This window comes from Streptomyces sp. NPDC018000, assembly GCF_044328025.1.
Lineage (GTDB): Bacteria > Actinomycetota > Actinomycetes > Streptomycetales > Streptomycetaceae > Streptomyces.
In genome coordinates this window covers 1-12382 of record NZ_JBIRGM010000046.1, presented here as the reverse complement: position 1 = coordinate 12382, position 12382 = coordinate 1, and the positions used below count along the sequence as shown (strand labels likewise).

The following is a 12382-nucleotide window of genomic DNA, read 5'->3' as shown; positions in this document are numbered from 1 at the left end:
CTCAAGGTCTCCCACGCCTTCCACTCACCCCTCATGGACCCCATGCTCGACGAGTTCGAACGCGTGGTGAACGGCCTCACCTTCCACGAGCCCACCCTCCCCGTCGTCTCCAACGTCACCGGGCAACTCGCCACCCCCGCCGGCCTCACCTCGCCCCGGTACTGGGTCAGGCACGTACGGGTCGCGGTCCGCTTCGCCGACGGGATACGGGCCCTGGCCGAGGACGGGGTCACCACCTTCCTGGAGATCGGCCCCGACGCCGTCCTCACCGCCATGGCCTCCGAAGCCCTCCCCGAGGACGGCGGCCATGACGTCGTTCCCCTCCTGCGCCGGAGCAGGCCGGAGGAGCCCGAGGCACTGACCGCCCTGGCCCGGCTCTGGGCCCACGGGCACACCGTCGACTGGACCACCCTCCACACCGACGGCCAGGCCCGCCCGGTCGACCTGCCCACCTACCCCTTCCAACGCCGGCACTACTGGCTGGAGGACGCCCCCGGCGGCCCCGCCGACGTCACCGCGCTCGGCCAGTCCGGCACGCACCACCCGCTCCTGGGTGCTGTGCTCCACCGTGCCGGGGCGGACGAGACCATCCTCACCGGATCCCTGAACGCCCACACCCACCCCTGGCTGGCCGACCACCGCATCATGGGCACGGTGCTGCTGCCCGGGACCGCGCTGGTGGAACTCGCCATCCACGCAGGGGACCACACCGGCACCCCCCACCTGGAAGAGCTGACGCTCCAGGCACCCCTGATCCTCCCGGAGGACCAGAGCCTCGACCTTCAGGTCACCGTGGGCGCCCCGGACAACGAGCGGCGCCGCACCCTCACCATCCACTCCCGGCTCCAGTCCGCCGACGCACCCTGGACCCAGCACGCCGAAGGCACCCTCACACCCCAGCACGCCCGTGGCGACGCCGACGGTGACCTCACCGCCTGGCCGCCGCCCAACGCCAAGCCCATCGCGCTGCGCAACGCCTACGAGGCCCTGGCCGACCAGGGGTACCACTACGGCCCCACCTTCCAGGGCCTCACCGCCGCCTGGAGCGAGGGGAACCACGTCTACGCCGAGGTCACCCTCTCCCAGGAGGCCCACCGCGACGCCGGTGCCTTCGGTGTCCACCCCGCCCTCCTCGACTCGGCGCTCCACGCCAACCTCTTCGACGAGGGGGGCAGCCAGGAGGACGCCGCAGGACCGCGGCTGCCGTTCGCCTGGAGCGGTGTGACAGTGCACGCGGCGGGTGCCACCGCGCTGCGTGTGCGGGTGACCTCCCGCGGGCTCGACGAGGCGTCGGTGCTCGCCGCGGACTCGACCGGCGCCCCGGTCATATCGATACGTTCGCTGGCCGCGCGTGCTGTCAGCGCCGAGCAGTTGGCGGCGGCGGGCAACCCCGGGGACGGGGCCGAGGCACTCCTGCGGCTCACCTGGAGCGAACGGGTCGAGTGGTCCGCGGCCGAGGAGTCGACCGGCAGCTGGGCGGTGGTTGGCACGGCCGCCGACGAGGGGATCGCCGCGGCCTTCGGCGACGACGTCCCGGTCTTCGCCGATCTCGCGGCGCTCCGTGCCACCGTGGGCCCCGTACCGGAGCACGTGGTCCTCATCTGCGCCGCCGGCACGGCGGGCGACGGGGCGGACGGGCTGCTCGACCGGATGCGCGCCGCGACCACACGTGTGCTGGAGACTGTGCAGGGCTGGCTCGCGGACACGAGGTTCGCCGACTCCCGCCTCGTGGTCCTCACCAGCGGTGTCACCGGGCCCGAGCCGGTGCGCGGCGCCGTCGTGGACCTGGTCGACGCCCCGCTCGCGGGCCTGGTGCGCGCGGCGCAGGCCGAGCGGCCCGAGGCCCGGATGCTGCTCCTCGACTGGGACGGCATCACCTCGTCCCAGGAGCGGCTGCGCGCGGCCGCTACCGCCGACGGTGCCGAACTCGCCCTGCGCGAGGGCGCGCTGTGGGAGCCCCGGCTCGTCAGGGAGCAGCAGGCCCCCGCCGGTTCGCTGCACGCGGCGCGCCTGGACCCGGAGGGCACCGTACTCATCACGGGCGGCACGGGCGGCCTCGGCGCCGCGGTCGCCCGGCACCTGGCCGACCGCCACGGCGTCCGCCACCTGCTGCTGGTCAGCCGCCGCGGCGAGAACGCGCCCGGGGCGGAAGAACTCCGCTCCGAACTCGCCGAGTCGGGCGCAAAAGCGCACCTCGCGGCCTGTGACGTGGCGGACCGTGCCGCGGTGGAGAAGCTGCTCGGCGAGATCCCGGCCGCGCATCCGCTCACTGCCGTCGTCCACACGGCCGGTGTCGCCGACAACGGCCTCATCGAAACGCAGACCGCGCGGAGCCTCGACGCGGTCATGCGGCCCAAGGCCGACGCCGCCTGGCACCTCCACGAGCTGACACACCATCAGAATCTGGCGGCCTTCGTGATGTTCTCCTCGACGGCGGGTCTCTTCGTCGGCGCAGGACAGGCCAACTACGGCGCATCCAACGTCTTCCTCGACGCCCTCGCACGCCACCGTGCGGCCGAGGGGCTGCCGGGTCTCTCGCTCGCCTGGGGCCTGTGGTCCGAGACCTCGGGCATGGCGGGCGAGCTGGGCGAGGCCGACCTGGAGCGGATGCGTCGTATGGGCCTGCGCCCGCTTGCCACCGGCGCCGCGCTCAACCTGCTGGACGCGTCGCTGGCGGTGGATGCCCCGGTGCTGGTGCCGGTCGGCGTCGAGACGGCGGTGATCGGCTCGCCCGGCGGTCCGGTGCCCCCGCTGCTGCGGACGCTGGTGCGCACCCCGGTGCGGCGGGCCGCCTCGTCCGCGGCCCCGGCCCCCGCGGCGCTGTCCGAGCGGCTGTCCGCACTCGAGGCCGCCGACCGCAATCTGCACCTCCTCGATCTGGTACGGGAGAACGCGGCGGCGGTGCTCGGACACTACAATGGCGAACTTCTCGACCCCGAAAGGTCGTTCAAGGACATCGGCTTCGACTCGCTGGCGGCCGTCGACCTGCGCAACCTGCTGAACGCGGCCACCGGCCTCAGGCTGCCGGCGACCCTGGTCTTCGACTTCCCCACCCCGGCCGTGCTGGCCGCGCACCTGGCGGCCGAGCTGGTGCCCGCGCTGCCCTCGGGGCAGCCGCTGTCCGCCGAGATCGACCGCCTGGAGTCGGTGCTGCTCGCCTCGCCGCTGAGCGACGGCGGGCACGAGGGGGAGTACGCGGAGGTCGCCGCCCGCCTGGAGACGCTGCTGCGCAAGTGGCGGGACCGACACGGCTCGGCGCTGGGCGCCGGGGTCCGTACCGACTTCGATTCGGCCACCGACGACGAGCTGTTCGCCGCGCTGGACGGTGAGGTCGGACTGCCGTAGCGGAAGACGGGCCGCGGCGGCGACCCGGGACCGGCCCGCTTGCCACGGCCCCACCCCGCCCCACGGCCCCACCCCGTCCCACGGCCCCACGGCGCACCACCCCCGGCTTCCCGTATCCCCGCACCCCTGTTACCTCCGGATCTCCCGCCCGCATCCCTCTCCGGCTCCGACTGACCTCAGATTGGTTCAGACACCGATGGCGAACGACCAGAAACTGCGTGAGTACCTGCGGCGCGCGACGGCGGACCTGCACGAGACCCGTCGCCGTCTGCGCGAGGTGGAGGACGGCAAGCACGAGCCGATCGCCATCGTCGCGATGGGCTGCCGCTACCCGGGCGGGGTGACCTCTCCCGAGGGCCTGTGGCGCGTCGTCGACGAGGGTGTCGACGTGGTCGGGCAGTTCCCCACCGACCGCGGCTGGGACATGGACACTCTCTACGACCCCGCGCCCGGACGCGCGGGCCGCAGCTACGTCCGAGAGGGCGGCTTCCTCTACGACGCGGCCGACTTCGACCCGGTGTTCTTCGGGCTGAGCCCCAGGGAGGCCCCGGAGACCGACCCCCAGCAGCGGCTGCTCCTCGAAACCACCTGGGAGACCTTCGAACGCGCGGGAATCGACCCGGGCTCCCTCAAGGGCAGCAGGACCGGTGTGTTCGCCGGGCTGATGTACCACGACTACGCCGGTGGCAGCGCCGCGGGCAGCCTGGTGTCGGGGCGGGTCGCCTATACCTTCGGCTTCGAGGGCCCCGCGGTGACGGTGGACACGGCGTGCTCGTCGTCGCTGGTGGCGCTGCACCTGGCCGCCCAGGCACTGCGTAACGGCGAGTGCTCGCTCGCCCTCGCGGGCGGGGTGACCGTCATGGCGGGTCCCGGCATGTTCGTCGAGTTCAGCAAGCAGCGCGGGCTCGCCCCCGACGGCCGCTGCAAGTCCTTCGCCGGTGCCGCGGACGGCGCGGGCTGGGCCGAGGGCGTGGGCGTCCTGCTCGTCGAGCGGCTCTCCGACGCCCGGCGCAACGGGCACCCCGTGCTCGCGGTCGTCCGCGGCTCCGCCGTCAACCAGGACGGCGCCAGCAACGGCCTCACCGCCCCCAACGGCCCTGCCCAGCAGCGCGTCATCCGCCAAGCCCTCCACAACGCCCAGCTCACCACGAAGGACGTCGACGTGGTGGAGGCGCACGGCACCGGCACCGTGCTCGGCGACCCCATCGAGGCGCAGGCCATCCTCGCCACCTACGGCCAGGACCGCCCCACGGACAGCCCCCTGTGGCTCGGCTCCATCAAGTCGAACATGGGGCACGCGCAGGCCGCCGCCGGAGTCGGCGGCATCATCAAGATGGTGGAGGCCATCAGGCACCGCAGGCTCCCGCGCACCCTGCACGTCGACGAGCCGACGCCGCAGGTCGACTGGAGCGCCGGCAACGTACGGCTGCTGACCGAGCCGGTCGCCTGGGAGAGCGAGGCACCGCGCCGGGCGGGCGTCTCCTCCTTCGGCCTGAGCGGCACCAACGCACACATCATCATCGAGGAGGCGCCCGCCGAGACGGCGCCCAAGCCCTTCGACGCGCCCGCCGAACCTGCACCGCCCGCCGCCCCGGGCACGCTGCCCTACCTGCTCTCGGCGCGCGACGAGCGTGCGCTGCGCGCCGCCGCGGCCCGGCTGCGCACCCGGCTCACCGCCGGCACGGACGGCACAGCGGCCGACATCGCCTTCTCCCTGGCCACCACCCGGGCCGCCTTCGACCAGCGGGCCGTCGTCGTCGCGGACGACCGCGAGGGCCTGCTGCGTCGCCTCGACGCGCTGGCCACGGGCGAGGAGAGCGCCGGAGTCGTCCGCGGCACACCCCAGGGCCCCGGGTGCCGCACCGCCTTCATGTTCACCGGCCAGGGTGCCCAGCGCCTCGGCATGGGACGGGAGTTGTACGAATCCCAGCCCGCGTTCGCGGCCGCACTCGACGCCGTCATCGCCGAGCTCGACCCGAGGCTCGACACCCCCGTCCGCGCGGTGATGTGGGCGGCCGAGTCGGAGCGCAACGCGGCGGAGCTGAACCGCACCGGCCATGCCCAGGCCGCGCTGTTCGCCATCGAGGTCGCGCTGTTCGGCCTGCTGGAGAGCTGGGGCGTCCGCCCCGACCTGCTGATCGGCCACTCCATCGGGGAGATAGCCGCGGCCCATGTCGCCGGGGTGTTCACCCTCCCCGACGCCTGCGCCCTGGTGGCCGCCCGCGGGCGGCTCATGCAGGAACTGCCCACCGGCGGCGCCATGGTGGCCGTCGAGGCGGCCGAGGAGGCCGTGCTCCCGCTCCTGGGCAACGGCCTCGGCGTGGCCGCCGTCAACGGCCCCTCTGCCGTGGTGCTCTCCGGTGACGAGGACGCCGTCCTCAGCGCCGCCGAGCGGCTGCGCGAGCAGGGCCGCAAGACCTCCCGGCTGCGCGTCAGCCACGCCTTCCACTCACCGCGCATGGAGCCGATGCTCGGGGACTTCCGCAAGGTCGTCGAGGCGATCTTGATGAGCACGCCCCGCCTGCCGATCATCTCCAACCTCACCGGAAAGCTCGCCACCGAGGACGAGTTGACCACCGCCGACTACTGGGTGCGGCACGTGCGCGAGACGGTCCGCTTCGCCGACGGCGTCGCCACCCTTCTCGAACACGGCGTCGGCACCTTCGTCGAACTCGGCCCCAGCGCCACCCTCACCGCCCTCGCCCGGCAGTGCGTCACCCCCGATGCCGACCAGCCGGACGCCGCCTTCGTCACCCTGCTGCGCGCCGACCGCCCCGAGCCGGGCGCCCTGTTCAACGCCCTCGCCGAACTCCACGTACGCGGCAAGCCGATCGCCTGGCCGGTGGTCGCCGGAGGCTGGGGCGGCCGGCGGGTGGACCTGCCCACCTACCCCTTCCAGCGGCAACGCTACTGGTGGGAGGAGGACGCCGCCGCCCCCGGCGCCGAGGGCGGCTCCGAGCCGGGCGGCGCGGGCGACGCCGCGTTCTGGGGCGCCGTGGAGCGCACCGACACCGGCGCCCTCGCCGACGCGCTGCGCGCCGACGACGCCGAGCGCGACTCGCTGGACGCCGTGCTGCCCCTGCTCGCGTCCTGGCGCTCCCGCCGCGTGAAGGAGGCCACCGCCGACGCCTGGAGCTACCGCATCGACTGGCAGGCCCTCAGCGAGCCCGCCGCCGACATCTCCGCCACGGCCGGGACCTGGCTCGTCGTCACCCCCGACGAGCCGGCCGCCGACCGCTGGGCCGCCGCGCTCGGCAAGGCGCTGGGCGCCCGCGGCGCGGTGGCGCACCTCGTCACCGTCGACGCCGGCGAACTGGCCCGCCTCGGCGGAGCCGGGGAACCGGCCGGTACCGACGCCGCCCGGCGCGCGCTCGGCGACCGGCTGCGCACCGCACACGACGACGGCGAGCCGGTACGCGCCGTGGTCTCGCTGCTCGCCCTCACCACCGGCGCGCACGGCCTCGCCGCCACCGTCTCCCTCACCCAGGCGCTGGGCGACGCCGCCGCCGACACCCCCCTGTGGTGCCTGACCAGCGGCGCCGTCGCGGTCAGCGGCGCCGAGGAACTGCCCCACCCGGAGCAGGCCCAGGTGTGGGGCCTCGGCCGGGTCATCGCCCTGGAACACCCGCAACGCTGGGGCGGCCTGGTCGACTTGCCGCCGACGCCCGACGAACGCACTGCGGCCCGCCTGGTCTCCACCCTCGTGGCCGGGGAGGCGGGCGCCGAGCCCGAGGACCAGGTTGCGATACGCCCCTCCGGCACCTTCGGGCGCCGCCTCGCCCATGTCCCCGCCGACACCACCATCGCGGGCACCGGCGCGGGTTGGGCTCCGCACGGCACCGTCCTGGTCACCGGCGGCACCGGCGCCCTCGGCGCCCACGTCGCCCGCTGGCTCGCCCGGCGCGGCGCCGACCACCTCGTCCTCACCAGCCGCCGCGGACTCGGGGCGCCCGGCGCCGAGGAGCTGTCCGCCGAACTCACCGCACTCGGCGCCCGCGTCACCGTCGCCGCCTGCGACGTCGCCGACCGCTCCCAGCTCGCGGCGCTCCTCGACACCCTGTCCGCACAGCACCCGCTCACCGCCGTCATCCACACGGCGGGCATCCTGGACGACGGCGTGCTGGAGTCCATCACCCCCGACCGGCTCGACGGCGTACGCCGCCCGAAGGCAGAGGCGGCACGCCACCTGCACGAACTCACCAAGGACAAGGACCTGACCGCGTTCGTCACCTTCTCCTCCATCGCCGGACTGCTCGGCAGCGCGGGACAGGGCAGCTACGCCGCCGCCAACGCCTACCTCGACGCCCTCGCCCAGCACCGCAGGGCCCTCGGCCTCGCCGCCACCTCGGTGGCCTGGGGCCCCTGGGACGGCGGCGGCATGGCGGGCGAGGAGGCGTCCCAGGACCGCTCCTGGTGGCGCGGCCTCGCCCCGATGGACGCCGACCTGTGCCTCACCGCGCTCCAGAGGGCCCTGGACGGGCCGTCGTCCTGCGTCGGCGTGCTCGACGCCGACTGGCCGCAGCTCGCGGCGGGATTCACGGCGACCCGGCCGAGCGCGCTCATCGGAGACCTCCCCGAGGTCCGCGCCGCCGCCTCCGCCGCCGTCGGCACCGGCGCCGCCGCCGGGACCTCGGAGGCCGCCTCCGACCTGGTGGTCAGGCTGGCGGCGCTGCCCGAGAGCGAGCAGCGCCGCGAGGTGCTCGACCTGGTGCGCGGGCAGGTCGCGCTTGTCCTCGCCTACGACAGCCCCGGCGCGGTGCAATCGAGCCGCGCCTTCAGCGAACTCGGATTCGACTCGCTCACAGCGGTCGAGTTCCGCAACCGCCTGAGCACCGTGACCGGGCTGAAGCTCCCGGCCACCCTGCTCTTCGACTATGCGAACCCGGACGTGCTGGCCGGATACCTGCACGGCGAGCTGTGCCCGAGCGGGGCAGGCGCCGCCGTGCCAGTGCTGGCGGAGTTGGAGCGCATCGAATCCGTGGCCGCGGCCCTCTCCGCCGAGGAGATCGAACGCAGCCGCATCAGCCACAGGCTCCAGGAGCTGGTCGCCGGCCTCAACGCACGCACCAGCGACGGCGCGAGGCCGGGCGACTCCGAGGCGGCGGAAGGACCCACGGTCGCCGACCGCCTCGACACCGCGTCGGCCGAGGACGTCTTCGACTTCCTCGACAAGGAACTCGGGCTCTCCTGACCTGCTGCCCGGCCCCCAGCCCCCACCACTTTCTTCCCGAACCTCCCGCACACGCTGCTCGCGGGAGATGACACACGGCGAGGCTCCGATGGCGAATGTGAACGAAGCGAAGCTCCTCGACTACCTCAAGCGGACCACCGCGGACCTGCATGCCACCAAGCAGCAACTGCGGGAGATGGAGAAGGCCGGGCAGGAGCCCATCGCCATCGTCGCGATGAGCTGCCGTCTCCCCGGTGGCGTACGGACGCCCGAGGAGCTGTGGCGGCTGCTCGCCGCGGGCGGGGACGCCATCGGCGAGTTCCCCGAGGACCGGGGCTGGGAGACCGAGGTCGCCGCCGGGGGCTCCGACGACGGCACCGACTACGCCCGCAAGGGCGGATTCCTCTACGACGCAGGGAAGTTCGACCCCGCCTTCTTCGGTATCTCGCCCCGCGAGGCGCTGGCCATGGACCCCCAGCAGCGCCTTCTGCTGGAGACCGCCTGGGAGACCTTCGAGCGTGGCGGCATCGCACCGGACTCGCTGCGTGGCAGCCGCGTCGGCGTCTTCACCGGCACCAACGGCCAGACCTACTTCGAGCTGAAGCTGCCCGAGGAGGCCGAGGCGTACCTGTCCACGGGCAGCAACGCCGCCGTGCTCTCCGGCCGCATCTCCTACGTCCTCGGCCTCGAAGGCCCCGCGGTCACGGTCGACACCGCCTGCTCCTCGTCCCTGGTGGCGCTGCACCTCGCCATCCAGGCCCTGCGCAAGGGCGAGTGCACCCTCGCGCTCGCGGGCGGCGCCACCGTGATGGCCACCCCCGACCCCTACATCGCCTTCAGCAAGCAGCGCGGCCTCGCCGCCGACGGCCGCTGCAAGGCGTTCTCCGAGGCCGCCGACGGCACCGGGTGGTCCGAGGGCGTCGGCATGCTACTGGTGGAGCGGCTCTCCGACGCCCGGCGCAACGGGCACCCCGTGCTCGCGGTCGTCCGCGGCTCCGCCGTCAACCAGGACGGCGCGAGCAACGGCCTCACCGCGCCCAACGGCCCCTCCCAGCAGCGCGTCATCTGGGACGCCCTGGCCGGCGCACAGCTCTCCGCCGACCAGGTGGACGTGGTCGAGGCGCACGGCACCGGCACCGTCCTCGGCGACCCCATCGAGGCCCAGGCCCTGCTGGCCACCTACGGCCGCGACCGCGCCGCCGACAAGCCGCTGTGGCTGGGCTCCGTCAAGTCGAACCTGGGCCACACCCAGGCCGCGGCCGGCGTCGCCGGAATCATCAAGATGGTCATGGCCATGCGCCACGGCGTCCTGCCCAGGACCCTCCACGTCGACCAGCCCTCCACCAAGGTGGACTGGACCGCGGGCCATGTCCGGCTGCTGACCGAGGCAGTGGAGTGGGACGCCACGACACCGCGCCGCGCCGGTGTGTCCTCCTTCGGGATCAGCGGCACCAACGCCCACGTCATCCTCGAACAGGCACCTGAGGAAGAGTCTGCCCAGCACGCCGCCGCCGGGCGCCCGGAGCCCTCGGGCCCCATGCTCCACCCGGTGTCCGCCGCGAGCCCGGCGGGACTGCGCGCCCAGGCCGAGCACCTGGTGGAACTGCTGGAGGGCGGGGACGCCCCCCGTCTCGGCGACGTCGCGGCGGCGCTCGCGACCACGCGTGCCCAGTTGGAGCGCCGCGCGGTGGTCGTGGGCACGGAACGCGAGGACCTGCTCGCGGGGCTGCGGGCGGTGGCCTCCGGCGAGAACGCCCCGGGCGTGGTGGAAGGCGCGGTGACAGACGGCCGGTTGGCGTTCCTGTTTACCGGTCAGGGCGCCCAGCGCGTCGGTATGGGGCGTGAACTCGCCGGAGCCTTCCCCGTGTTCGCGGATGCTTTGGGCGAGGTGTGTTCGCACCTCGACGCGCTGCTCCCGCGGCCGCTGAGGGACGTGGTGTTCGCGGCGGAGGGCTCGGACGAGGCCGCTCTGCTGGACCGCACCGAGTATGCGCAGCCCGCCCTGTTCGCCGTCGAGGTGGCTCTGTTCCGGCTCGTCGCCTCGTGGGGCGTGCGCCCGGACGTGCTGGCCGGACACTCCATCGGCGAGATCAGTGCCGCTCACGCCGCCGGCGTGTTCTCCCTCGCGGACGCGGCCGCGCTGGTGGCGGCTCGGGGCCGTTTGATGCAGGCCCTCCCGGCCGGTGGCGTGATGGCCGCCGTCCAGGCCACGGAGGACGACGTACGCGAACTGCTGGACGGGTTGGACGACGCGGCGATCGCCGCCGTCAACGGCCCCCGATCCGTGGTCGTTTCCGGTACTGCCGCCTCGGTGGAGGCGGTCGTCGAGGCCGTAAAGGCCAAGGGCGGCAAGACCTCCCGCCTGAAGGTCTCCCACGCCTTCCACTCACCCCTCATGGACCCGATGCTGGAGGAGTTCCGGCAGATCGCCCAGGGGCTTGAGTACACCGAGCCGCGCATCCCCATCGTGTCGAATGTGACGGGCCGCACCGTCACGACGGGCGAGATCACCTCGCCCGAGTACTGGGTCACCCATGTGCGCGAGGCGGTCCGTTTCGCGGACGGGGTACGCACCCTCGCCGACGACGGTGTCACCACCTTCCTGGAGATCGGCCCCGACGCCGTCCTCACCGCCATGGCCGCCGACGCCCTCCCGGACGCCCCCAGCGCCCAGTTCGTCGCCCTGCTGCGCCGGGGCAGGCCCGAGCGGCCGGAGGCCCTGACCGCGCTGGCCCGCCTGTGGACGCGCGGCCGCACCATCGAGTGGGCCGCGCTGCACTCCGGCGACCGGCCCCGGCCGGTCGACCTGCCCACGTACCCCTTCCAGCGTCAGCACTACTGGGTCAGGAACGTCGCGGCCGTCGGCAATGTCGCCTCGGCCGGGCTCGACGCCGCCGACCACCCCCTGCTGGGCGCCGCCATGATGCCGGCGGACTCCGATGGCGCGCTGTTCACCGGGCGGCTCTCCGCGGCCACCCACGCCTGGCTCGCCGACCGAACCGCCGCCGGAACCGTCGTGTTCCCCGAGACCGGCTTCGTGGAACTGGCCATCCGCGCCGGTGACCAGGTCGGCTGCGGGGTGCTCGAAGAGCTGATGCTGGAGGCTCCGCTGGTGCTGCCCGAGCGCGGCGGCGTGCAGGTGCAGGTCACCGTGGGCGCGCCGGAGGGCGACTCGGGAACCCGCGCGGTGCGGGTGTTCTCGCGCGCCGAGGACACCGCGGGTGACGCCTCCTGGACGCGGCACGCCACAGGCGCGCTCGGCACCGGTGCGCGCCCCGCGGCGGACGACTCCGGCCTCGGCGTGTGGCCCCCCGCCGGGGCGACCCCCGTTCCGGTCGAGGACGTGTACGAGCGGTACGCGGAGGGCGGCCTGTTGTACGGCACCGCCTTCCAGGGTCTCAAGGCCGCCTGGCGCCTCGACGACACGCTGTTCGCCGAGGTCGCGCTGTCCGAGCAGGCCGCGAAGGACGCCGAGCGGTTCGGACTGCACCCCGCGGCCCTGGACGCCGCGCTCCAGAGCCTGGCCCTGCTCGACTCCGCTGCGGACGCCGGGCAGCCCGTGCGCCCCCGGCTGAACGCGGAGTGGCGCGGCGTGACCCTGCACGCCACCGGTGCGTCCGCGCTGCGGGTGCGGCTCGCGCCGCTCGGGGGTGACAGCTTCACGGTGGACGTCGCCGATGCCGTCGGCGAGGCCGTCGCCTCGGTGGAGTCGCTGACCGTACGCCCCACCACGGTCGCCGAACTCGCCGGCGACAGCGGTGTGAACTTCCCTGAGTTCCTGTACCGGGTCGAGTGGGTGCCGGTCGGGGAGGGGCCGGTGCGGGTGGGGTCTTTGGTGGTGGCCGACTTTGATGATGTGGTGTCGGG

General features: G+C 74.1%; 3 protein-coding genes. All 3 read left to right on the top strand.

What is annotated here, in order from left to right; translation table 11 throughout:
• A partial coding sequence (locus ACH4EW_RS32105; RefSeq protein ID WP_398263041.1) for an SDR family NAD(P)-dependent oxidoreductase occupies positions 1–3345 on the top strand: 3345 nt, incomplete at its 5' end.
• Positions 3346–3541: 196 nt separating this feature from the next.
• On the top strand, positions 3542–8536 hold the full coding sequence (locus ACH4EW_RS32100; protein WP_398263039.1) for a type I polyketide synthase: 4995 nt from the start codon (positions 3542–3544) through the stop codon (positions 8534–8536).
• A gap of 97 nt (positions 8537–8633) precedes the next feature.
• Positions 8634–12382: type I polyketide synthase (locus ACH4EW_RS32095; RefSeq protein WP_398263037.1), on the top strand; the 3749-nt coding region annotated here is incomplete at its 3' end.

Bases quoted from the DNA above. Each gene is read 5' to 3' on its own strand.
- ACH4EW_RS32100 (WP_398263039.1), top strand. From the start codon at position 3,542: ATGGCGAACGACCAGAAACTGCGTGAGTACCTGCGGCGCGCGACGGCG.